21 protein-coding genes and 1 tRNA gene are annotated in these 22,602 nt (G+C 66.3%); 8 read left to right on the top strand and 14 right to left on the bottom strand.

What is annotated here, in order from left to right; all coding sequences use genetic code 11:
- The first annotated feature begins 3 nt into the window (after positions 1 to 3).
- Genes JW364_RS03745 through JW364_RS03735 form a run of 3 tightly spaced genes read left to right on the top strand, consistent with a single transcriptional unit; the run spans position 4 to position 2,850 of the window.
- Positions 4 to 993: a branched-chain amino acid ABC transporter permease gene (locus JW364_RS03745; RefSeq protein WP_165629948.1), complete on the top strand. Its 990-nt coding sequence runs from the start codon at positions 4 to 6 to the stop codon at positions 991 to 993.
- Positions 986 to 2,041: an ABC transporter ATP-binding protein gene (locus JW364_RS03740; RefSeq protein ID WP_165629947.1), complete on the top strand. Its 1,056-nt coding sequence runs from the start codon at positions 986 to 988 to the stop codon at positions 2,039 to 2,041. The genes JW364_RS03745 and JW364_RS03740 overlap by 8 nt, the downstream gene beginning before the upstream one ends.
- On the top strand, positions 2,038 to 2,850 hold the full coding sequence (locus tag JW364_RS03735; RefSeq protein WP_068972536.1) for an ABC transporter ATP-binding protein: 813 nt from the start codon (positions 2,038 to 2,040) through the stop codon (positions 2,848 to 2,850). The genes JW364_RS03740 and JW364_RS03735 overlap by 4 nt, the downstream gene beginning before the upstream one ends.
- A 92-nt stretch (positions 2,851 to 2,942) precedes the next feature.
- Here JW364_RS03735 and JW364_RS03730 read toward each other — a convergent pair whose 3' ends face one another.
- Together JW364_RS03730 and JW364_RS03725 are read right to left on the bottom strand one after the other, a co-directional pair.
- Positions 2,943 to 4,307: an ABC transporter substrate-binding protein gene (locus JW364_RS03730; protein WP_078113181.1), complete on the bottom strand. Its 1,365-nt coding sequence runs from the start codon at positions 4,305 to 4,307 to the stop codon at positions 2,943 to 2,945.
- A gap of 194 nt (positions 4,308 to 4,501) precedes the next feature.
- A complete protein-coding gene (locus tag JW364_RS03725) occupies positions 4,502 to 5,125 on the bottom strand; it encodes an ANTAR domain-containing response regulator (protein WP_068972546.1) in 624 nt (207 codons plus the stop codon).
- A gap of 111 nt (positions 5,126 to 5,236) precedes the next feature.
- Between JW364_RS03725 and JW364_RS03720 the strand changes: the two genes are divergently transcribed.
- Positions 5,237 to 5,313, top strand: a tRNA-Leu gene (locus tag JW364_RS03720).
- Between the two features lie 70 nt (positions 5,314 to 5,383).
- Here the strand turns inward: JW364_RS03720 and JW364_RS03715 are convergent.
- The 9 genes from JW364_RS03715 to JW364_RS03675 all read right to left on the bottom strand — a co-directional run bounded on the left by JW364_RS03715 (position 5,384) and on the right by JW364_RS03675 (position 15,476).
- On the bottom strand, positions 5,384 to 6,760 hold the full coding sequence (locus JW364_RS03715) for a glycosyltransferase (protein WP_068972547.1): 1,377 nt from the start codon (positions 6,758 to 6,760) through the stop codon (positions 5,384 to 5,386).
- Entirely contained in the window at positions 6,757 to 7,767 is a 1,011-nt protein-coding gene (locus tag JW364_RS03710; RefSeq protein ID WP_068972538.1) for a hypothetical protein, read from the bottom strand. Before JW364_RS03710 ends, JW364_RS03715 begins: the two co-directional genes overlap by 4 nt.
- Positions 7,764 to 8,708 (bottom strand): WcbI family polysaccharide biosynthesis putative acetyltransferase, encoded by a 945-nt coding sequence (locus JW364_RS03705; protein ID WP_068972539.1) that lies wholly within the window; start codon positions 8,706 to 8,708, stop codon positions 7,764 to 7,766. Before JW364_RS03705 ends, JW364_RS03710 begins: the two co-directional genes overlap by 4 nt.
- 239 nt (positions 8,709 to 8,947) lie before the next feature.
- Complete coding sequence (locus JW364_RS03700; protein ID WP_065632378.1) at positions 8,948 to 10,090, bottom strand: acyl-CoA dehydrogenase family protein; 1,143 nt, start codon at positions 10,088 to 10,090, stop codon at positions 8,948 to 8,950.
- A 61-nt stretch (positions 10,091 to 10,151) separates the two neighbouring features.
- The gene (locus JW364_RS03695) at positions 10,152 to 11,528 is read right to left on the bottom strand and encodes an AMP-binding protein (protein ID WP_083229510.1); all 1,377 of its coding nucleotides are present in this window, start codon (positions 11,526 to 11,528) and stop codon (positions 10,152 to 10,154) included.
- 80 nt (positions 11,529 to 11,608) lie between these two features.
- A complete protein-coding gene (locus JW364_RS03690; RefSeq protein WP_065632377.1) occupies positions 11,609 to 12,355 on the bottom strand; it encodes a succinate dehydrogenase/fumarate reductase iron-sulfur subunit in 747 nt (248 codons plus the stop codon).
- 1 nt (position 12,356) lies between these two features.
- Positions 12,357 to 14,303, bottom strand: coding sequence for a fumarate reductase/succinate dehydrogenase flavoprotein subunit (locus JW364_RS03685; RefSeq protein ID WP_068972540.1), 1,947 nt, complete (start codon positions 14,301 to 14,303; stop codon positions 12,357 to 12,359).
- Between the two features lie 58 nt (positions 14,304 to 14,361).
- Entirely contained in the window at positions 14,362 to 15,186 is an 825-nt protein-coding gene (locus tag JW364_RS03680) for a hypothetical protein (RefSeq protein WP_068972541.1), read from the bottom strand.
- Positions 15,183 to 15,476, bottom strand: coding sequence for a hypothetical protein (locus tag JW364_RS03675; protein WP_065632375.1), 294 nt, complete (start codon positions 15,474 to 15,476; stop codon positions 15,183 to 15,185). Before JW364_RS03675 ends, JW364_RS03680 begins: the two co-directional genes overlap by 4 nt.
- Before the next feature lie 106 nt (positions 15,477 to 15,582).
- Between JW364_RS03675 and JW364_RS03670 the strand changes: the two genes are divergently transcribed.
- Positions 15,583 to 16,257, top strand: coding sequence for a DUF1345 domain-containing protein (locus tag JW364_RS03670; protein WP_065632374.1), 675 nt, complete (start codon positions 15,583 to 15,585; stop codon positions 16,255 to 16,257).
- A gap of 86 nt (positions 16,258 to 16,343) precedes the next feature.
- The gene (locus JW364_RS03665) at positions 16,344 to 17,111 is read left to right on the top strand and encodes a pirin family protein (protein ID WP_068972548.1); all 768 of its coding nucleotides are present in this window, start codon (positions 16,344 to 16,346) and stop codon (positions 17,109 to 17,111) included.
- 80 nt (positions 17,112 to 17,191) lie between these two features.
- Here the strand turns inward: JW364_RS03665 and JW364_RS03660 are convergent, their stop codons facing one another.
- Entirely contained in the window at positions 17,192 to 17,791 is a 600-nt protein-coding gene (locus tag JW364_RS03660) for a TetR/AcrR family transcriptional regulator (RefSeq protein WP_068972542.1), read from the bottom strand.
- Between the two features lie 84 nt (positions 17,792 to 17,875).
- On the opposite strand from JW364_RS03660, the gene JW364_RS03655 reads away from it, so the two are divergent.
- Together JW364_RS03655 and aqpZ are read left to right on the top strand one after the other, a co-directional pair.
- Positions 17,876 to 18,742 (top strand): alpha/beta fold hydrolase, encoded by an 867-nt coding sequence (locus JW364_RS03655; RefSeq protein ID WP_068972543.1) that lies wholly within the window; start codon positions 17,876 to 17,878, stop codon positions 18,740 to 18,742.
- Between the two features lie 147 nt (positions 18,743 to 18,889).
- Positions 18,890 to 19,669 carry an aquaporin Z gene (gene aqpZ, locus JW364_RS03650; protein ID WP_205332979.1) on the top strand — a complete coding sequence of 260 codons (780 nt, stop codon included), beginning with the start codon at positions 18,890 to 18,892 and terminating at the stop codon, positions 19,667 to 19,669.
- A gap of 571 nt (positions 19,670 to 20,240) precedes the next feature.
- On the opposite strand, the gene JW364_RS03645 is transcribed toward aqpZ, so the two are convergent.
- Positions 20,241 to 21,218, bottom strand: a complete 978-nt coding sequence (locus JW364_RS03645; RefSeq protein WP_240198612.1) for a 2-hydroxyacid dehydrogenase — start codon at positions 21,216 to 21,218, stop codon at positions 20,241 to 20,243.
- Positions 21,219 to 21,246: 28 nt separating this feature from the next.
- A complete protein-coding gene (locus JW364_RS03640) occupies positions 21,247 to 22,599 on the bottom strand; it encodes an enolase C-terminal domain-like protein (protein WP_205332981.1) in 1,353 nt (450 codons plus the stop codon).
- Between the last annotated feature and the right edge of the window lie 3 nt (positions 22,600 to 22,602).

Raw genomic sequence — 22,602 nt, 5'->3', positions numbered from 1 at the left:
CCCATGGACATCATCTCAGCGCTCCAGATAGCGATCGCCCAGCTGATCGGCCCGTCGGCGATCTTCTACGCCCTGCTGGCCATCGGCCTGAACCTGCACTTCGGCTACGCCGGCCTGCTCAACTTCGGCCAGATCGCCTTCGCACTGCTCGGCGGATACGGCGTCGGCATCATGGCGGTGAACTACGACCAGCCGTTGTGGCTCGGCGCCATCATCGGCATCGCCGCGGCCGGGATGCTGGCCGTGGTGCTCGGCCTGCCGACCCTGCGCCTGCGCGCGGACTATCTGGCGATCGTCACCATCGCCGCATCGGAGATCCTGCGCCTGGTCTTCCGTTCGACGTCGACCGACGAATTCACCCGGTCCACCAACGGCATCTACGGATACGCGGGCAGCTTCTTCTCCATCAGCCCGTTCGACAACGGCAAGCAGTACTCGTTCCTCGGGGTCAAGTTCCTCGGCGGCGACCTGTGGTCGATGGTGGTCGGCTGGATCGTCGTCGGCCTGCTGTGTGTGATGGTGTATCTGCTGGTCCGCAGTCCGTGGGGCCGCGTCCTCAAGGCGGTGCGCGAGGACGAGGACGCCGCCCGCTCGCTGGGTAAGAACGCCTACTTCTACAAGATGCAGGCCCTGGTACTCGGCGGTTGCATCGGCGGCCTCGCGGGTGTCTTCAATGCCTTTGCGACGCAGTCGATCAATCCCGACTTCTACTCGACCGCACAGACCTTCTTCGCCTACGGCGCGCTGATCCTCGGCGGGGCGGCGACGGTGTTCGGTCCGGTGCTCGGTGCGATGTTGTTCTGGTTCCTCCTCGCCGTGCCCGACGCACTGCTGCGGCAGGCCACGTCCGGCGACGACCCGCTGTTGAATCTGTCCGCGCAGCAGGTCGGCGCATTCCGTTACGTTCTGCTCGGTCTGGCGATCATCCTGATGATGGTGTTCAGACCGCAGGGCCTGCTCGGGAACAAGAGGGAGGTGCAGCTCGATGCCTGACGACCCCACCTACACGGGTACTGCGGCCATCCGGGCGACGCGCCGGGACCTCACCACGTTCTCGGCCGCGGAGCGTGCCCAGCTGTTCGCCGGCGTGGCCGCCGAGTCGGGTTCGCCCAAGCCCGATCCGATCATCGTGGTGGACAACATCTCCCGCACTTTCGGCGGCATCAAGGCGGTGCAGGTCGATCATCTCGAGGTGCAGCGCGGCGCCATCACCGGCCTCATCGGACCCAACGGCGCGGGCAAGACCACCTTCTTCAACCTGATCACCGGCTTCGACAAGCCCGACTCCGGCATGTGGTCGCTCAACGGCGACTCCCTGGGCCGGATGGTTCCGCATCAGGTGGCCCGCCGCGGTATGGTGCGCACCTTCCAGCTCACCAAGGCGCTCGCGAAACTGACTGTGCTGGACAATGTCCGGCTCGGCGCGACCGGGCAGCGGGGCGAGCACTTCCTTGCCGCACTCGCGCCCTGGGCGTGGCGCAGGCAGGAGGCCGAGGTCACCGAACGCGCACACGAGTTGCTCCGGCGCTTCAAACTCGACGCCAAGGCCGACGACTTCGCCGGGTCCCTGTCGGGCGGGCAGCGCAAGCTGCTGGAAATGGCGCGCGCCCTGATGACCGACCCCGAGATCGTGATGCTCGACGAGCCCATGGCGGGCGTCAACCCGGCCCTCACCCAGAGTCTGCTCGAACACATCAAGTCGCTGCGGGACGAAGGCGTCACAATCGTCTTCGTCGAACACGACATGGACGTCATCCGCGACATCAGCGACTGGGTGGTCGTGATGGCCCAGGGTCAGATCATCGCCGAGTCGCTCCCGGATCGCTTGGGCGACAACGACGCCGTCGTGGACGCGTACCTCGGCGGGCATCACGACCAGGCCCTGGAGTTCGACGATCAGGGCCGGCCGGTGGGCGCCACCGCCGTACTCGCGGAGAAGGTCGAGGCGGCCATCGAGGCGACGCTGGAGGACGGCGGGGATCTCTCGGAGGTCACCGAACTGCCCCCCACGACCCCGGACACGAAGAAGGACGGACGATGAGCACCGACCCCGGTCCCGGACAGCTGACGCCCGCGCAACTCGCGGCCACCGCCGAGGAGCACCGCAAGCTGGCCGGCGACGCTCTGATGCGGGCCGACGACATCACCGCCGGCTACCTGCCCGGCATCAACATCCTCGAGGAATGCAACTTCTACCTCGGTGACGGGGAGATCGTCGGGATCATCGGTCCCAACGGTGCCGGGAAGTCGACGCTGTTGAAGACCCTGTTCGGACTGATCCCGGTGCGCAAGGGTTCGGTGACCCTCCGTGGCGACGACATCACCTCGGCCAAGGCCCACGTTCTCGTCAACAAAGGTGTCGGTTACGTCCCGCAGACACAGAATGTGTTCCCCGCGTTGACGATCGAGGAGAATCTCGAGATGGGCGTCTATCTGCGGCCCAAGACCTTCGCCAAGCGGTTCGACTTCGTGTCCGAACTCTTCCCGCTGCTCTCGGAACGGCGAAAGATCAAGGCGGGTGCGCTGTCCGGCGGCGAACGGCAGATGGTCGCGATGGGCCGTGCGCTGATGATGGACCCGGCGGTACTGCTGCTCGACGAGCCGTCGGCCGGCCTGTCCCCGATGTTCCAGGACGAGGTGTTCATCCGCTGCAAGGCGATCAACGCCACCGGCGTCTCGATCATCATGGTCGAGCAGAACGCCCGGCGGTGCCTGCAGATCTGCGACCGCGGGTATGTCCTCGACCAGGGCCGCAACGCCTATACGGACACCGGCCGCAACCTGGCCACCGACCCCAAGATCATCGAGCTCTACCTCGGCACGCTCGCGGGCAGCTCCGAGAAGAACTGAGGCCATAGGGCCGTCCCGACGGCACTTCTTTCGCCGACCGCACCGACGACGAGACCCCCGGCCGAAGCCGGGGGTCTCGTCGTGTGCGGGTCTTACTGCGCCGCGACCGAGACGTACTTGCGCGTCGGGGTGAGCAGCTTGTTGGCGTCGTCGAACTCCAACACACCGTACGAGCCGACGCTCGGCTCACCGGCTGCGTTGAACGCCAGGTTGCCGGTCTTGCCGACGTAGGCGATCGTCTTGCCACCGTTCAGCAGGTCCAGGCAGGCCTGGTAGGAGTCGCAGTTCTCCTCGCCGTTGGTCACCCCGATGATGTTTGCCGCGATCGCGCGGCCGTCGGTCGACTTGGCCGCGGTGGCCGCGAGTGCACTCAGCACCGTGGCGTCGTAACTCTCACCCGAGTAGTTGAAGTCGATGAGATCGCCGTCGACCTCCTTCAGGGCCGCCTGGAAGTCACCGCTGGTCTGGGTGAGCGGCGTGGTGCCCTTCATGCCTGCGAGCAGGCCCGGACCGACGGCCTCACCGAGGGCGTTGCCCATGTTGCCGTCGACACCGTAGACGAGCTTTCCGTCGCTCGGGCCGATGCCCACCTCGTGCATACGGGTGATGATCTTGGCGCTCTCCTCGAAACCGATGACCGCGATGCCGTCCGGGTTGAAGTTCTTCACCTGATCGACCTCGGCGTTGAACGACTGGGCGTTCGGGTCGTAGATGATCTTCTGGATCTGGTCGGCCGGGACACCCGCGGCCTCGAGGTCGCGAACGGTGTTGTCGGCCAGTCCGGTTCCGTACGGGTCGTTGAGCGCGAGGATCGACACGCGCTGCACGCCGTCTTCGGCCATCGTCTGCGAGAGCGCCTGCGCCTGGAGGGTATCCGCCGGTGCGGTGCGGAAGTACTGCCCCTTGTCCTCGTAGCAGGTGAATTCGTCGGAGGTGTTGGCGGGCGAGAACATGACCGCACCCGCGTTGGCGACCTTGTCGATCACCTTCAACGACACCGAGGACGACGCGGCACCGATGATCACCTGCGTTCCGGCGCTGAGTTCGCGGTCGACGGTGGCGTTGGCCGTGTCTGTCGTGGTGTCTCCGGAGTCACCGGTGACGAGCTCGACGGGTTGGTCGAGGACCCCGCCGGCGGCATTGATGTCCTTGATCGCGAGCTCCACGCCCGCCTCCATGGGCGGTCCGAGGAAGGCCAGCGACCCGGTCGCCGGAAGCAGGGTGCCGACCTTGAGTGCGGCCGTGCTCGCCGGGCCGGGGACAGCCTTGGGCGGGTTGCACGCCAGCTTCTGTGCGAGGCCGAGGCCCGGAGGTGCGGGGGTGGACTCGACGGCGGCACTCGACGACGCCTCGGAACCGCCGTCGGAACCCGAATCTGAGCTGCTACAGCCCGCGACCACCAGCGTCGCCGCCGCGGTCACGACCACTGCCCCGCTCCTCAAAAAGCGTACGGACATCGATGCTCTCCTTGCGTCTGGCCTCTGCGTTCGGCGGTCGGCCGGTGCGTTCGGCGTTTGTCACGAAGGCGGCGCATCGCCGTAGGGCGAACCGCGCCTCGCAGGAGAAAAGCTAGCGCGATCTTGTTGCGGCTGCGTAAAGACAGTGAAACTGGTTTGCGCGCAGAGGCATTGCGTCGTCGAGGGGTTCTGGGTCAGTCGCTGCCGAGCGTCTCGACGACAACCTGCGCAACGGCTTTCATGGTGGTCCGGCGGTCCATGGCCGCGCGCTGTATCCATTTGAAGGCCTCTGGTTCGGACAGAGCCTGCTTCTCCATCAGCAGGCCCTTGGCCCGCTCCACGAGCTTGCGGGTCTCCAGCCGCTCGTTCATGGTCGCGACCTCACGCTCGAGCTGTTTGAGCTCCTGGTAGCGACTCACCGCCACCTCGATGGCCGGCACCAGATCGGCCTTCGTGAACGGCTTGACGAGGTAGGCCATGGCACCGGCGTCGCGCGCCTTGTCGATGAAGTCGCGTTGGCTGAACGCGGTCAGCATGACGACCGGGGCGAGGCGCTTCTCGGCGATCTCGGTCGCGGCATCGATACCGTCGCGCACGGGCATCTTGATGTCCATGATCACGAGGTCGGGGGCCAGCGACTCGGTCAACTCCACGGCGACCTGCCCGTTCGGCGCCTCGCCGACGACGTCGTAGCCCTCTTCACGCAGCATCTCGGTCAGATCCATCCGGATCAGCGAATCGTCCTCGGCCACCAGCACGCGGTGTGTTGTCGTGGTCTCACCGGCTGCGGTCGTCGCACTGTCGGTCACCGTCACCATCCCCTCCTCCACGTCGCTGACGCCACGTCTGTGTGCACGCAGAGTACCGGTTGGCAGGCCGCTCGGCCGATCATCTAGAGTTGGTTCCCGGCGCGGGCAACCCGCGCACTGGCCCCCGTAGCCCAATTGGCAGAGGCAACGGATTCAAAACCCGTCCAGTGTCAGTTCGAGTCTGACCGGGGGCACCAGGCACAGCCGTAATCGGCCCGCTGCCATCTCGTACCGATTCGCGACGCCGGTCCGACGTCCGACTCTCGCTCACCAGGACAACGACGGTTCGTCGTCGCCTACCGCGATCCCGACATCGCTCTGGTGCACCGTCCGAACACCGAACAGCCGGTCGAGGAGTTCGTCCGTGCCCAGGTCGGTGCGCTCCGACCAGCGTCGGGACCGGTGCCGGGCGCGTGACGATGTAAGCGTCACCAACGCCGCTGGGGACCCGTCGAACTCCACCGTCACCCGGCCGCACTCCCCCGGCGCGACGTGGGCCGTCAGCAGCGCGAGCGAGTCACCGGCGAAGATCACGGGCCCGTCGACCTCCAGAACGAACCTGCACCGCGACAACGTCGATGCGTCCGGACCGCCGACCCGGAAGCGCGAATCGCGCACGCCCAGTTGTGCGAGCAATTCGTCGGCGTGTGCGCCGGCGAGCCAGACGGCGGCATCCGTTCCGCGCAGCGCCCCGCCGACGGTGAGCATCAGCGACGCCGCCGAGTGGCCCGCCGTCGACACCAGCACCACGACGTCCGGGATCGCGTACACCAGTTCGGCGGACCTGGCCGCCGGGTCGGTGACGAGCGGGGCGAGGGCCAACGCTTCGACATTCTTCGCCGAGACCCGTTCGGATACAGCGCGTTCTGCCCAGTCGGGTCCGTCGTGCCAGGCGACGGCGTCGGGTTCGTGAGCGAACACCGCACCCATCATGAAAGCCCGGTTCGCGAATTCCCAGTCCTCTCCCCCGTACTGGACGAACGAAGGGTCGAATCCTCCCACGTCGTCGAACAGCTCCCGGCTGCAGCTCATCACCGCGCTGATCATGTACTTGTAGCCGTCCCAGCCCGGGAGCAGGAGGTTGGATGTGCGGTCATAGGCGTCGACCAGCCACTCGGGTTCGTGGTCGTGCGCAGCCTCGAGATGCCGCTGCGTGGACAGCCATTCGACCACCGAGCGCGGCTCGACCTGGCTCAGGTCCCCGTGCTTACGTCGGCCGACCACGAGTACGTCGGGCGCCGCGGCGGGCAGTCGGACCATGTGCGAGACGTAGCCGGCGGTCGGAACCGTATCCGCGTCGAGGAAACACAGCACCGAGCCGTTCGACGCCGCGACACCCAGGTTGCGGGCGGCGGCGGCTCGAAATCCCTTGTCCTCCTGCCTGACCACGGTGATGGTCAACCGGGAGGTCCACGCGCTCACATCCGGGGGAACTCTCGATCCGTCGTCGGCGACCACCACCTCCAGTCGATCCGGCGGATAGGTCTGCGCCGTCAACGCCTCGAGGACCAATGAGAGTTGGTGTGGCTGCTCGTAGTACGGGATCACGACGCTCACCACGGGTCTCGACGAAGTACTCCCGACCAGGTCCCAGCGATTGTCGGGCACGATGGTCCGGCCATCGTCGAGTCCGACGATCGTCACGCACTCCACCGCCGCAGCAACAGCTCGTGACTCCGACCGACATCGGCGACGGTCGGCGACGGCGACACCGCCGCATCGATCCACATGGATTCCGGATGCGCGAACGCCTTCTCGATGGCGGCCCGAAGCGCCGCGTCGTTGTTGTCGTGCATCGTGAGCACGCCCGGCGACCGAGCGGCGAGTTCCTCGGTGTAGGCGGTCCGCGGAACCAGTGGACGACGTCCGGCCGAGATCCAGGAATTGATCGAACCGGATGCCGACATGTGCCGGTGGTATGCGACCGGAACCGTGACGTCGGCAGACGCCCGGCGGAGTTCGTCGTCGGTCAGGTAGCCGGTGATCGTGCATCGCCTCCCCGTGTCCGCGGCGAGCTTCGCGAGATCGTCGGCGAGATCGTCGTGGCCGGGCGACGGAGTGCCGAGCGCCACGAAGCCGACCGACGGATCGAGACCGGCCATCGCTCGGAGCGTCTCGATGTGACCCTTCCCCGGATACAGGTAGCCGAGCACACCAACGGTCAACTCGTCTGTGTCCGAGGGCTTGTGGGCACGGACGGCGTCGAACATCAGCGGCACGACCTCCACCTCGATCGACGCGTCGACATACTCGGCGAAGAGCGACGCCTCGTGTCGGCTGGACACGATCACGCCCGCGGCGGATCGGGCCACCGCCCGGAAGAACTCGATCCGGGCCGGCATCGCCCGTCCATCCGAGGGCTGCGGCAGATCGTGCAACGTCACCGAGACCGGGCGTCGGAGCCCCGCAATCATGGCGAGCAGGTTGTCGCGCGCTCGCAACGGGGTGTGTCCGAACAGACGGTCGGTCACGTGCATGTGCACGTGTGCGCACTCGGCCAGAACCGAGGACACGCCGGCACAGCGCGTGCGGACGTGTACGAGTCGATGATCGCCACCCTGGGCCGTCACCGCGTCGAAGACAGACTGGGCATACCGCACCACACCGTGCGAGCGGGGTCCGACGAGGAGGTGCCCCACTGGGCTCGTCATGACATTCCCAGGATCTCGATGAGATCGCCGTACCGGTCCAGCACGGCGTCGATGAACTCGGGATGCTCTGCGTACCACTGCATCTGACTGCGGTGCACCTCTTCCTCGGTCAGCACCGCACCGTCGACGTCCCAGGACGCACGCGGGGTCGCCTGGATACCGAGCGCGTCGATCACCCGTCGTTCCAGCGGCGCCCGGATGTTGCCGAGCAGGTCGCGTGACGGTGGGACCGGCGCCGACGCCCCGAGCGCCTCGAGAATCCGACCGCCGAGGGTCAGTAGTACCCGGTTGCCGGGATGGTTGATCGTATGTGCGGCGTCGGCCCCGACGTCGAGCAGGATGTCGGAGATCCCGACGTCGCAGTGCCGCCGCTCGCGGACCTCGAGCTGGGCCACACTCCACTGTGCGGCCTCCCGGAAGCGGTCGGCGGAGACCTCGACATCCCATTCGTCGAAGCGGGTCCGGCCGGCTCTGACCGCCAGGACGGTCCGGAGATCGTGGTAGGGAACAGCAGCGGGTACCGCGGACGGTTGCGCGGGATGTCGGGCGATGACCTGAAACGGGAACAACCCGCCGTAGCGGATGACCGGCCACACCACCACGGTCGCGGCCGGCGCCATCTCCGCGAGGTCGGGTCCACCGATCGGGAGCCCCCGGTATCGGGCACGTACCGGCTGAGAGACGATGACCGCGGCCCGGCGGACGAGGCGTTCGACATCAGCGATGTCGGTGGACTCGAGTTCGTGGACCGGTGGGACTCGAATGGTGCGGAACGGAAGGTCCGGGGAGCTGGACAGCACGATCCGCAGCGCTTCGGCCTGGCAGTTTCCCCAGACGACGAGCAGCCGCTCGTCATCGTTCATCTGCGCCTCGGTGACGCCGTAGAACTCGCCGTAGTGTCGGGTCCGCCCGTCCACCAGCACGGTGTCACTCGACGTCATACGCACTTCGCTGTGGTCGAGCGACCTGGTGGTGTGCTGTCATCGTGTGTATCGACTCCCCTCGCGGACAACCGGCCGACCCCAACTCCCCGTATATCCGTTCGTCTCGCTGACGAATCATCGGTTTGGTCACAATGCCCCGGTCCCCAGACATTCGGAACGAACCGGAAACCGGACGGGTGAGCGACGGCCCCGGTGATCAGATCACCGGGGCCGTCTCTGCCGTACGAGAGGTGGCGTCACAACGTCCGGGCGATGATCTCCTTCATGATCTCGTTGGTGCCCGCGTAGATCTTCTGGACGCGGTTGTCGGCCCACAGACGCGCGATCGGGTACTCGTTCATGTAGCCGTACCCGCCGAACAGCTGCAGGCACTCGTCGGCGACCACCATGGCCCGGTCACTGGTCCACCACTTCGCCATGGCGACGGTCGGGATGTCGAGCTCGCCCTTGATGTGCTTGTTGATGCAGTCATCGACGAACACGCGCGCGATCCGTGCCTCGGTCGCCGCCTCGGCGAGTTTGAACTTCGTGTTCTGAAAGCTGAAGATCGGCCGGCCGAATGCCGTGCGGTCCTTGGTGTAGGCGATGGTCTCGGAGACGGCCTTCTCCATGCCGGCCACCGAGGCCAGCGCGATGATCAGCCGTTCCTGCGGGAGCTGCATCATCAGCTGGACGAAGCCCTGGCCTTCTTCGGGGCCGAGGAGGTTCGAGGTGGGGACGCGCACACCATCGAAGAACAGCTCCGAGGTGTCCTGCCCTCGCTGGCCGATCTTGTCGAGTACCCGGCCGCGTCGGAAACCTTCGCGCTCGGCCTCGACCAGGATGAGCGAGATGCCCTTGGCTCCCTCGGAGACGTCGGTCTTCGCGACGACGATGATGATGTCGGCCTGACCACCGTTGGTGATGAAGGTCTTGGAGCCGTCGATGACGTACTCGTCGCCCTGCTTGATCGCCTTCGTCTTCACGTTCTGCAGATCCGACCCGGTACCCGGTTCGGTCATCGCGATGGCGCCCACCGCCTCGCCACTGGCCATCTTGGGCAACCAGGTCTTCTTCTGCTCCTCCGAGCCGTACTCGAGGATGTAGTGCGCGACGATGCCGTTGTGCAGGCTGACGCCCCACGAGCTGTCGGCGACGCGCGCCTGCTCCTCGATGAGCACGGCCTCGTGCGCGAAGGTGCCACCGCCGCCGCCGTACTCTTCGGGAATCGACATGCAGAGCAGGCCGAGGTCACCGGCTTTGTTCCACAGGTCGCGGTCGACGTGGTGCTGCTCGATGAACTTCTCGGTGTTCGGCTGGATCTCCTTCTCACAGAAGCTACGTGCGAGATCCCGCAGCGCGGTGAGATCGTCGTCTTCCCAGGAGGACCGTTCGGTCATGGTGTGCGTACCTATCCACGATTGACAGTGTCAACGGTGAGCGTAACAGTCACCGTTGGCACTATCGTGGCGGCGTCGTCAGCCCTGACTGCGGAGCACGTTCTTCGTCGGTACGGCCGACCACCGCCGACTCGACGACATCGGGATGGCTGTCGAGCACCCGCTCCACCTCGACCGACGCGATGTTCTCACCGCCGGAGATGATGACGTCCTTGCTGCGGTCCCGGATCTCGACGTACCCGTCGGCGTGCATGACCGCGAGATCACCGGTTCGCAACCAGCCGTCGACGGTGGCCGCAGCCGTCGCCTCAGGGTCGCGGTAGTAGCCGAGCATCACGTTGTTGCCGCGGACCACCAATTCACCGATGGTCTCGCCGTCGGACGGGACATCTCGTCCCTCGTCGGACACCACCCGAACCCGCCCTGCCACGATGTTCCCGATCCCCTGCCGTGCCTTGCGTACGGCGCGTTCGTCGTCCGTGGCGTCGTCCCACTGAGGCTGCCACTCGTTCACGACGATCGGGCCGAACGTCTCGGTCATCCCGTAAAGATGGGTGATCTCGATGCCGAGCCCGGCCATCCGCGAGAGCAGCGCGGGAGATGGCGGTGCACCTCCCGTCGCAGCCCGGACGACGCGGTCGAGCCGTGCCGCGGACGGGTCCTCCGCGATCATGGTGAGCACCGTGGGAGCCGCGCTGAAGTGAGTCACCCCGTCCTCGGTGAGGTGGCGCCAGATCCGTCCGGTGTCGATGCTGCGCAGGCAGAGGTTCGTACCACCCGCGGCGATGACGGCCCAGGTGAAACACCAACCGTCGCAATGGAACATGGGTAGGGTCCACAGGTATGTCGAGCCCGGTCCGAGACCGGAGTGGTACGCCATCGCCAAGGACTGCAGGTACGCGCCGCGGTGGTGGTACATCACGCCCTTCGGACGGCCCGTCGTCCCCGAGGTGTAGTTGATCGCCAGCAACCCCCGCTCGTCGGTCTCCCGCCGAACCGGCGCCCCGGCCTGCGCGAGCAGCGACTCGTACTCGTCCGCGCCGTCCGCTGAACCGCCCACGACGACCCGGATCCCCACCGATTCGGCGACCGCCCGTGCACGGTCGGCGAACTCGACGGTCGCGACAAGGAGCGTCGCACCGCTGTGCTCCAGGATGTAGACGAGCTCGGGCTCGGAGAGCCGGATGTTGAGCGGCACCAGCACCGAACCGTGCGCGGGCACGGCGCTGTGCAGTTCGAGCATCACCGCACTGTTCGCACACAGGGCGGCCACGCGGTCACCCGGCCTGACGCCGAGCGCCTCCAGCGCGGCGGTGACGTGCCCGACCCGCCGATACAGGTCGGCGTAGGTGAGGCGGAGCGCACCGTCGATGACGGCGGTGCGGTCACCCCTGTAGATGTAGTGAGTCGTTACTTTGGGCGCAACGTTGTGCGACATCTGGCCTCGAGCGGGTGGCCCGCGCGCGCCGCGCACCGGGGAACGGGAGTTCGTCGAAGACGATACTGCGTATGGGTCCGTTAACGTCGGAAGAGCTTGTTGCCCAACCACACCAGCGGGTCGTAGGTGCGGTCGACAACTCGCTCCTTCATGGGGATCAACGCGTTGTCGGTGATCTTGATCTGCTCGGGACAGACGTCGGTACAGCACTTGGTGATGTTGCAGAGGCCCAGTCCGTGCTCGGTGCGCGCCGAGTCGCGGCGTTCGGCCACGTCCAGGGGGTGCATGTCGAGTTCGGCGACGCGCATCAGGAAACGCGGCCCGGAGAAGTTCTGTTTGTTGTCCTCGTGATCGCGCACGACATGGCAGGTGTCCTGGCACAGGAAGCACTCGATGCACTTGCGGAACTCCTGCGAACGCTGCACGTCGACCTGCTTCATCCGGTACTCCCCCGGCGCCAGACCCGGTGGCGGTGTGAACGATTGCACTTCACGGGCTTTGGCGTAGTTGAACGAGACATCGGTGACCAGGTCGCGGATCACCGGGAACGTGCGCATCGGGGTCACCGTCACGACCTCGTCCTCGGTGAACGTCGACATCCTGGTCATGCACAGCAGTTTGGGACGCCCGTTCACCTCCGCCGAACACGATCCGCACTTGCCCGCCTTGCAGTTCCAGCGCACCGCGAGATCCGGAGCCTGCGTCGCCTGTAGGCGGTGGATGATGTCCAGCACCACCTCGCCCTCGTTGACGGTCACCGTGTAGTCCTCGAGACCGCCGGCGTCGGTGTCGCCGCGCCAGATCCGGAACTTTGCGTCGTATCCCATGTCAGTCCTCCGAATGCCCCTCGGCTCGCTCGCCACCGGCGCCGGGATGACCGGCTATCTCGGCCGCCGTGTAGTACTTCTCGATCTCGGGGAACTCGAACAGCTCCAGGAGGTCCGGCCGCATCGGCGTCTGTTCAGTGCGCACGACGCTGACATCCGGCACCGCGGCGTCGTCCCCGTCGAGGTCCGCGGTGCACACCAGCAGCGCATTGCGCCAGTTCGAGTCCATGGACGGATGGTCATCGCGGGTGTGACCACCGCGGCTCTCGGTGCGCATGAGTGCGGCCTTCGCGACGCACTCGCAGACCAGCAGCATGTTTCGTAGGTCGACTGCGAGATGCCAGCCCGGATTGAACTGACGATGTCCCTCGACCTGCATGCCGCCCAGGCGCTTTCGCAGGTCCGCGAGCACGCCGATCGCCTCCTGCATCTCGTCCTCTTTCCGGATGATCCCGACCAGATCGTTCATGGCCTGCTGGAGGTCGGTGTGCAGGGTGTAGGGGTTCTCCGGTTTGCCCTCGGCCGGCGGATCGAAGGGCGCAAGCACGGACGCCGCCGCCCGGTCGATGTCGTCGACGGAGACCGCGGGACGGGTCGCCAGCGATTCGACGTACGCCGCCGCCCCGAGGCCGGCACGACGCCCGAAGACCAGCAGGTCCGACAACGAGTTGCCGCCCAACCGGTTCGAACCGTGCATCCCGCCGGAACACTCGCCGGCCGCGAACAGGCCCGGAACCCGTGACGCGGCCGTGTCCGGATCCACCTCGATCCCGCCCATCACGTAGTGACAGGTCGGCCCCACCTCCATCGGTTCGGCGGTGATGTCGACGTCGGCGAGCTCCTTGAACTGGTGGTGCATCGACGGCAGCCTGCGCATGATCTCCTCAGCGGGCATGCGGGACGCGATGTCGAGGTAGACGCCGCCGTGCTCGGTGCCGCGTCCGGCCTTGACCTCCTCGTTGATCGCCCGCGCGACCTCATCGCGCGGCAGCAGGTCCGGTGTTCGCCGGGCGCTGTCGTTGTCCGCCAGCCATTCGTCGGCCTCCTCTTCGGTCTCGGCGTACTGACCTTTGAAGACCGGTGGGATGTAATCGAACATGAAGCGCTTGCCCTCGGTGTTCTCGAGAACTCCACCGTCGCCGCGAACGCCCTCGGTCACGAGGATGCCCTTGACGCTGGGCGGCCACACCATCCCGGTCGGATGGAACTGGACGAACTCCATGTTGATCAGGCTCGCGCCGGCTCGCAGTGCCAAAGCGTGCCCGTCGCCGGTGTATTCCCACGAATTCGACGTCACCTTGAACGACTTGCCGATCCCGCCGGTGGCGACGACCACCGCGGGCGCCTCGAACACGATGAAGCGGCCGGACTCGCGCCAATACCCGAATGCACCGGCGATCGCGTCGCCGTCCTTCAGCAGTTCGGTGATCGTGCATTCGGCGAACACCTTGATGCGCGACTCGTAGTCACCGGTGGCGGCGTAGTCCTCCTGCTGCAGCGAGACGATCTTCTGTTGCATCGTCCGGATGAGCTCCAGCCCGGTGCGGTCGCCGACATGAGCGAGTCGAGGATAGGTGTGGCCGCCGAAGTTGCGCTGCGAAATCCGCCCGTCCGCGGTTCGATCGAACAGGGCGCCATAGGTTTCGAGTTCCCAGACACGATCCGGGGCCTCTTTGGCGTGCAACTCGGCCATGCGCCAGTTGTTCAGGAACTTGCCGCCTCGCATCGTGTCCTGGAAGTGTGTCTGCCAGTTGTCTTTCGAGTTGGCGTTGCCCATCGAGGCGGCACATCCGCCTTCGGCCATGACCGTGTGGGCCTTGCCGAACAGCGACTTGCACACCACGGCCACCGAGTAGCCGCGCTCGCGGGCCTCGATGACCGCTCGCAGGCCGGCACCCCCCGCACCGATGACAACGACGTCGTACTCGTAGCGTTCCGGCTCGGTCATCTAGCGGGACTCCCAACGTTGAGAACGGCTGCACCACAGGCGTTGTGTTGTCAATCGGTCAACCCACGAACCTCAGGTCCGAGATGGTGTTGCTGGCGACCAGCATGATGTAGAAGTCGGTGAGCACCAACGTGCCGAGCGTGATCCAGGCGAATTGCATGTGCCGGGTGTTGAGCTTGGACACCTGACTCCAGACCCAGTACCGCACCGGATGTTTCGAGAAGTGCTTGAGCCGGCCGCCGGTCACGTGGCGACACGAGTGGCACGACACCGTGTAGGTCCAGAGCAGGAGCACGTTGACGACGAGGATCACGTTGCCCAGCCCGAAGCCGAAACCGCCGCCTTCACCGTGGAAGGCGACGATCGCGTCGTAGGTGTTGATCACCGAGATGACCACGGCCGCGTAGAAAAAGTACCGGTGCGAATTCTGGATGATGAGCGGTAGTCGCGTCTCGCCGGTGTAACGACTGTGGGGTTCGGCGACGGCGCAGGCAGGCGGCGACAGCCAGACCGACCGGTAATAGGCCTTGCGGTAGTAGTAGCAGGTCAGTCGGAACCCGAGCAGGAACGGCAGCGAGAGGAATGCCAGCGGAATCCACATCGGGAGTTCGGGGAAGGGGGTACCGAAATGACTCGCCCCGGGCACGCACGACTCGCTGAGGCACGGCGAATAGAACGGCGAGAGGTAGTGATAGTCCGCGGCGTAATAGGCGGTGCGCACGAAGGACCGGATCGTCGCGTAGATGACGAAGGCCGCGAGACCCACGACTGTCAGCAGCGGCGACAGCCACCACCTGTCCTGGCGGAGAGTTCGGGCCAGGATTCGCGCGCGGCCCGGAGAGAAGACCCCGACTGTGTCCCGCTCAGTCGCGGGGGCGCTCACTTCGTGCGCTCACGCGAATGAAAGCCCAGCCCTTCGTCCTGCGCACCCAGCCAGGCCGACTCGTCCGACTTGCAGTCAGGCACATAGATAACCTGGTCTCGTCCGACTTTCGTCTGCAGCAGCGGTGGCGGTGCGTGCTCGAAGTCGTGAAGGTCGATCTCCAGCCGATCCAGATCGTTGGACATTCGCCGAACCGCGTCTACATCGCCGTACTGCGTCTGCAGCGTGGTCATGTGATGCCGTAGCGCACCTATACTCCGATGCAGCTCCTTTATCTCGGTCGGTATCATGGCACATCCCTTCCTGCCTATGTGATGAAGAACACAGTACCGGCCGGGCCCGCTGAGTCAACGATGTTGGCGGAACGTGTCGGCTCCCCCGACCGGAGGCCGCCAGATGAACGACGACGACCACGTTCCCGCGCAGAACCTGCCCCGAGCTGAGCAGCGTTGGACCGCATCGGCGTTCGTACTGGTCGCGATGGCGATCCCGTTCCTCTTGCCCGCGCGTTACGCCGCCGGTACCGCTTGGCTGCTACCCGCGATCGAGGGGCTGGTCCTGCTGACACTGATCGTGGTCGACCCCGGTCGCATCGACCGGCCCGGCCGGTGGGTCCGCAGCCTCTCCGTGGGGCTGGTCGTCGCCATCGCCGCAGGTGCGGCGTGGGCCGCGGCGCGGCTCGTGTGGGATCTGCTGCACGGAGATCCGCAGACCGCGGCGGCGAACCAGTTGCTGGTCGCCGGGGCTCTCGTCTGGCTGCAGACCGTCATCGCGTTCGCATTCCTCTACTGGGAGCTCGACGGCGGCGGTCCGGTGAACCGGCACCTGCGTCCGGCCGCATACCCGGACCTCGCCTTTCCGCAACACCTCGAGCCCCGACTGGCACCGCCGGGATGGCGTCCCGTGTTCTTCGACTACCTCTATCTGGCCCTGACCAACGCGACTGCCTTCAGCCCCACCGACGTGATGCCGCTGTCGCGTCGTGCGAAGCTGGCGATGGCGTCGCAGTCGCTGTTGTCGATCGTCATCCTCAGCCTGGTGGTGGCCAACGCGGTCAACCTTCTCGATTGACGACCGCGGCACGATCGCACACCGGAATAGGGTCGGCGACGTGACGGTTGTGCCGGCGGGGTCCGGAGGACCAGATCGGAGTCACGATGAGCGAGCCATCTATCAGGACCGTGCCGTCGCGGCAGGTCATTCCGGGTACCGAGCGGCACATCTTCCGGAGCGGGTGGCTCGATTCCCGCCAGTCCTTCCCCGTCACGGGCAACTTCGATCTCGCGGCGAACGCCCACGGAGTCCTGCTGGTGCACAACGACGATCGCGTCGACGCCGGTGAAGGTTTCGACGCCCACTTCCACCGGGATGCCGAAATCATCACGTGGGTACTCGAAGGTGCTGTCGCTCATCGTGATTCGTTCGGCAACACCGGCACGATCACGCCGGGCGTCGCGCAGCGGATGAGCGCGGGCCGCGGGATCACCCATACCGAGGCGAATGCGTCACGGCGCAGCGAGAACCGGGACCTGCGCGTCGTGCAGATGTGGGTGGCGCCCGAGCACGGTGGAGGTGAACCCGGCTACGCCGAACGCGACTTCAGCGCCGATCTCGCGACCGGCGGGCTGGTCACGGTGGTCTCCGGCAGGCCCGAACACGCGGGCACAGATGCGATCTCGATCGGCAACCCGTTCGCGGCACTGCACGTGGCCCGGATCGGTTCCGGACAGTCGGTCGCCCTTCCCCCGGCACCGTACGGACATCTCTACGTTGCGCGAGGCGGTGTCGAGCTGGACGACGGCATCCGACTCGTCGAGGGCGACGCGCTGCGCACCATCGATGAGGGCGCGGTCGGTGTCACCGCGACGTCCGAGGCCGAGATCCTGTTCTGGGAGATGCACACGACGTTCAACCGTGACCTCTGACCACCCGTCGGGCCGAACTGGACGCGGAAAGGAAGCCCAACATTCGTCAACCGGCGATGACGGCGACTGCGAATGCGAGGTCACCCGACGATGGCGCCCCGGAGGTACTGGTCCAGAATGCGCCGGATGTCGACTGCCGGGTTGATGGCGGTGCGGTAGAACACCAGTGAATCCGTGATCGCGAGTAGATCTTCGACCTCGACGCCCGAATTCGGCAGGCCGGCACCGGCGAGCGAACGCGTCGCCACCAGTCGTGCCACGTCCTCGACGTCGGACCGACCCGTCAACCTTTGGCGAATGGCGGGCAGATCGTCGAGTTCGAGGATGAGCGCGTAACGGGCGCGCATGTCGTCGTGTCTGGCAGCGAGGGTGTCGACCAATTCCGACAGCGATCCGGCCAGTTCGTCGACCGGAACCCGTCCGTCGTGGTCGACCCCTTCATCTGTCATCACCAATGCCTCGGTGTCGATCCGGGTGCGGGCCGCCAGTGCGTCGACGATGAGCTCGATCAGCGCGATCCGGGTCCTCGCATGGTAGGAGGTCGACCCCAGCGGCAACCGCGCCTCCCGATCGACAGCCCGATGGGTGAGTGCGCGGACACCGTCGCGGGCGATGATTCGGATGCCGGCATCGGCGATGACATCCCGACGCCCGCCTCCACTGGTCGAATCCGCAGACATGCGCGAGATACTACAGATGTAGCGGATCGTCCCGTAGTCTCTACATGTGTAGAGCCCGATGCATCGCGGTGGACGGAGACGCCAGTGGAAATCGATTTCGTACCCGACCCAACACTGTATCCCTTCGAGTCACGATGGTTCGAATCGTCGGTCGGACGGCTTCATTACATCGACGAAGGCGTCGGGCGACCTGTCCTGATGTGTCACGGCTCCCCCACCTGGAGCTTCCTCTACCGGCACATCGTGACCGGGCTGCGCGATCGTTTTCGCTGCGTCGCCCTGGACCTCCCCGGCTTCGGGCTGTCCAGTCGCCCCGACGGGTTCGGCTACACCATCGCCGAGCTGACGGTTGTCCTCGGCGAGCTGATCGACCACCTCTCCTTGGACGACTTCGTCCTGGTGGGTCACGACTGGGGTGGACCCATCGGACTCGGTGCGGCAGTCCCCCGCGCCGAACGCGTGGGCGGGATCGTTCTCGCGAACACCGCGTTCTGGCCGATCGATCTGCTACCGAATCGATTGTTCAGCGCGGTCATGAGCAGTCGTCCGTTGCGACAGTGCATCCTCGAACAGAATCTGCTCGTCGAAGGCGTACTGCTCGGCAGGTTCGGGCCGACCTTGACCAACGCGGAGGCCGAGCACTATCGGCGGGTGCAACCGAGTCCCGACGCCCGATATGGACTCTTGGTCATGCCCGGCGAGATCCGCTCGGCGAGACCACTCCTCGAGCAGTTGGCCGCGGATGTCCCGCTCCGTCTGGGCGATAGGCCGGCACTCGCCGTATGGGGGATGAGGGACATCGTTTTCCGGCCGCGACGCTGCATCCCCAAGATTCGCGCGGCCTTCTCCGACCTGGAGGTCGTCGAGCTCCCGGACGCCAAGCACTTCGTGTCCGAAGACGCTCCCGAGACGATGAGCGCGGCAATCGCCGCGCGATTCCGCGATCGGTGACGAGCTTCGACGACCATTTCTTCGTTGAACTGCACACGATTTGCCATAATGCTGCCAGTTTCCGGCGGCACGGCTACTGTGTGAGCCACTCGAAGGGCAAGGCACTTGGCGCGCCTCGCCGGCCAGGTCGCCAGCGAAAGGACGTTCATGCCTTCCCCGTCGCCCGCAGCACGACTCGCGGCTGAGTTCTTCGGAACATTCTGGTTGGTCTTCGGCGGATGCGGCAGCGCGATCTACGCCGCCAAGCAGATCGCCCAGTCCGAGGACGGCCAGGACACCTTCCAGGTCGGAATCGGGTTCCTCGGTGTCTCTCTGGCTTTCGGTCTCACCGTCGTGACGATGGCCTACGCGGTGGGGCACGTCTCCGGCGCACACTTCAATCCCGCGATCACGCTGGGCGCCGCCGTCAGCGGCCGGCTCTCCTGGAAAGAGCTGCCCACCTTTTGGGTGGCGCAGGTCGTGGGTGGCCTGTTGGCCGGCCTCATGCTCTTCCTCATCGCCAAGGGCCAACCCGGGTTCGAGGCCGAGGGCAATATGGCCGCCAACGGGTTCGGAGAACACTCCCCCAGCAACTACTCGCTCACCGCGGTCCTCATCGCGGAGATCCTGCTGACGGCGTTTTTCCTCATCGTGGTCCTCGGCGCGACCGACGGACGCGCTCCCGCGGGCTTCGGTCCGCTCGCCATAGGCTTGTGCCTCACGCTCATCCACCTGATCTCGATCCCGATCAGCAACACATCGGTCAACCCGGCGCGTTCGACGGCGGTCGCCTTCTTCAACGGCAACGGCGCACCCGGTCAGTTGTGGGCCTTCTGGCTGGCCCCGCTGATCGGCGGACTGATCGGCGGTCTCCTCTACCCACTGCTGTTCCAGAACGGGAAGCGCGCGGCGCCCGAACCGACCCGGACCGAGACCGCCGACGCCTGAGCGTGGCGGTGGGCCGGTTCGAGGACGGCCCTGCCGTGCGACTGATGAACCCGAACTCGACTGATGGACTTCGATCGAGTCCATCAGTCGAGTTGGGGTTCATCAGTCAGAGTAGGACGCGGTCTCGCGGCCGACGGAGGAACACGAAAGAACTCGTTGTGCTCGGAGCGAGCCCAATTTCTGCTCCCTGAGGAGGCCGGAGCTTGCGGAGGCCGTCACGAAGGGTCCTGGTGAGATGCGTCGCCAACCCTTCGAGGCTCGTCGATCTCGACGCGCTCCTTCGTCGCTTGCTCGGCCCGGCGGCTAACGCTCCACGCACCTCAGTACCTGCGGCCTGGCGGCCGTCGTGGACTACGAAAAAACACTCTTGAGCGTCCCCATCTCTGCTCCCTGAGGGAGGGCATCGCTTGCACCCCACAGACCAGCGGTGTTGAGGCTGTTTCGGATTAGGGAGCAAATGGTGTGTCGATCTTTCGGATCGGGGACCGGGGTCCCTCCGCAAGCTCCGGGCGCGCCTCGAAAAGCATTGAGCGGCGCTCCTTTCGGAGTAGGAGCATGCCGCGCGTCGCGATCAGGACGGCGCGACGACCCGCAGGATCTCTCGCCCCGAATGCAGCCGGGAGATGTTGTCGGTGATGTCGCGCACCCGCCCGACGAACGTGTCACGGGTGACCCCCGAGATGTGCGGGGTCATCAGCACGTTGGGCAGTTCACCGAACGGCTGGGCCGACGGGTCCGCCTGATCGCCGGCGGTCGGATAGTGGTACCAGACGTCGAGAGCGGCCCCGCCGATCGTTCCGTCCCGCAGAGCCTCGTACAGATCCTGCTCGACGATGAGCGGGCCGCGGCCCACATTGACCAGCACCCCCGAGGGCCCGAGGCGCCGCAGGTGGCCGGCGTCGATCATGCCCGTCGTGCGCGCAGTCAGTGGCGCGGAGACGACCACGACGTCGGACTCGTCCATCAGGCGGTCGAGATCGGTGGTGTCGCCGTACCATTCGAGCCCGGAATCGTCGGCTACCCGGCCGGAACCGGTCACTGCACAGGCCCGTGCGCCGAACGCACCCATCAGGTCCGCGGTTCGTCGACCGATGTGGCCGAAGCCCACATAACCGATCATCGCGCCGCCCAGAGTCCGCGGCTGTGCCACGCCGTCGCGGTACACCGCCGAGGCCCACGACCCGTGACGCAGCGCGGCGTCCTGGACGAGGAAACCTCGCCGCACGGTCACCACCGCGGCGGCGATGTACTCGGCGATCGAATCCTCGTGATGAAAGGTGTTGGCCACCTCGGTGTTCGCCGCGAGGTCACCGAAACTGACCTTGTCGGTGCCGGCGCCACCGGTCAGCACCAGCCGCAGACCGGAACCCGCGCGCGCCATCGCCGGGGTCACCCGACCGCCGACGTAGACGTCGGCGTCGGCCAGATCGGCCACGAGCGCGGCCTCGTCGAAGGCCGCGTGCCAGGACGTGTCCACGCCGGCGGGCAACAGGCTCTCGAACAGCGCGCGGTGCGGCACGAAGTTCCGTTCACCCACCACGACTTTCAGGCCTCCGCCGCGCGTTTCCGCCACGACCTCAGCTCCGCACGAGCGCGGGTCGTTTGCTGTCGAAGGTCCAGTCGGGGATGAGGAACTGCATTCCGATCGCGTCGTCCCGCGCCCCGAGCCCTTCGGAGCGGTACAGCTGATGAGCGGCTTCCACCTGCTCCATGTCGAGTTCGACGCCGAGACCCGGCCGGTCGGGAACCGTGAGGTGACCGTCGACGATCTCGTACGGCTCGGTGGTGAGGCGTTGTCCGTCCTGCCAGATCCAATGGGTGTCGATCGCGGTGATCTCGCCCGGCGCGGCGGCCGCGACGTGCGTGAACATGGCGAGTGACACGTCGAAGTGGTTGTTGGAGTGCGATCCCCAGGTGAGCCCCCAGGCATCACACAGCTGCGCGACGCGCACCGAGCCGGCCATGGTCCAGAAGTGCGGATCGGCCAGCGGGATGTCGACCGCATTCGTGCGGATCGTGTGCCCCAACTCGCGCCAGTCGGTCGCGATCATGTTGGTCGCGGTCGGCAGTCCGGTCGCACGCTTGAATTCGGCCACCACCTCACGGCCGGAGAATCGACCCTCCGGTCCCACCGGGTCCTCGGCGTAGGCGACCACATCGCGCAAGCGTCCGCCGATCCGGATCGCCTCCTCGAGCAACCAGCCGCCGTTGGGATCGAGCGTCACCCGGGCCGTCGGGAAGCGTTCGGCCAGCGCGGTGACGACGTCGGCCTCCTCGTCGGGCGCCAACACTCCGCCCTTCAGCTTGAAATCGGCGAAGCCGTACCGCTTCTGGGCCGCCTCGGCGAGCGCGACCACGCCGTCGGCATCGAGGGCCTCCTGATGGCGTAAGCGCATCCAGTCGTCGGTCTCGCCGGCACCGTCGGCGTAGTCCAGCGTTGTCCTGGTGCGATCCCCCACGAAGAAGAGGTAGCCGAGCGCGGCAACCCGATCGCGTTGCTGTCCCTCGCCGAGCAGCGCCGCCACCGGCACACGGAGGTGCTGGCCGAGGAGATCCAACAGTGCCGATTCGACGGCGGTGACCGCGTGGATCGTGATGCGCTGATCAAAGGTCTGGTCGCCTCGGCCACCACGGTCACGATCGGCGAAGGTGCGCCGGATGTCCTGCAGGACCGCGTTGTACTCGCCGATACCGCGTCCTTCGACGATCGGTCGCGCATCGTCGAGCGTCGTACGGATCGGCTCGCCGCCCGGGACCTCGCCGACCCCCTGGTTGCCCTCGGAGTCGGTCAGTACGACCAGGTTCCGCGTGAAGAACGGGGCGTGTGCTCCGGACAGATTGAGCAGCATGCTGTCCCGCCCCGCAACGGGGATCACCCGCATTTCGGTGACCACCGGGGTCGTCGTGGACGTCGATGTGGCTGTCGTCATGGT

The sequence above is a fragment of the Gordonia sp. BP-119 genome (assembly GCF_016924115.1).
GTDB classification, from domain to species: domain Bacteria; phylum Actinomycetota; class Actinomycetes; order Mycobacteriales; family Mycobacteriaceae; genus Gordonia; species Gordonia hongkongensis.
The sequence above is the reverse complement of the archived record's forward strand: the minus strand, read 5'-3'. Positions and strand labels throughout refer to the sequence as shown.